At 53.2% G+C, this 462-nt stretch carries 1 protein-coding gene; it reads right to left on the bottom strand.

What is annotated here, in order from left to right; genetic code table 11:
- A partial coding sequence (pstC, locus tag ACYP03_RS24095) for a phosphate ABC transporter permease subunit PstC (RefSeq protein ID WP_459782376.1) occupies positions 1-462 on the bottom strand: 462 nt, incomplete at both ends.

Below are 462 nucleotides of genomic sequence, written 5' to 3'. Positions count from 1 at the left end.
AGGCATCGCCGGGGAGTTACCCATGACCATGATAATGGCCATGGTTTCACCTAAGGCGCGAGCAATACCCAGAATGACGCCTGTCATAATGCCGGAACGCGCGGCCGGAACCAGCAGTTTGAAGATGGTGAAAATGTGCGAAGCCCCCAATGCCAGCGAGCCTTCTTTATAACTGCGCGGTACGGCGCGGATGGAGGTTTCCGACACAGTGATCACTGTAGGCAGAATCATGACAGCCAGTACAATAATACCTGCCAGCACAGTGTTTCCTGCCGGTACATTAAACACGTTCTGGATCAGAGGAACGATAATCACCAGACCGAAGAAACCGTAAACCACAGAGGGGATACCCGCCAGCAGTTCAACCATGGGACGAATAACATCAGCCAGGCGTTTGGGAGCCACTTCAGCGATGAAGATAGCGGTCATCACACCAACCGGTACACCCAGAATCACAGCACC

Source organism: Photobacterium sp. R1 (assembly GCF_054600795.1).
Note: the sequence above shows the minus strand (reverse complement) of the source record. Positions and strands in the feature narration are given on the sequence as shown.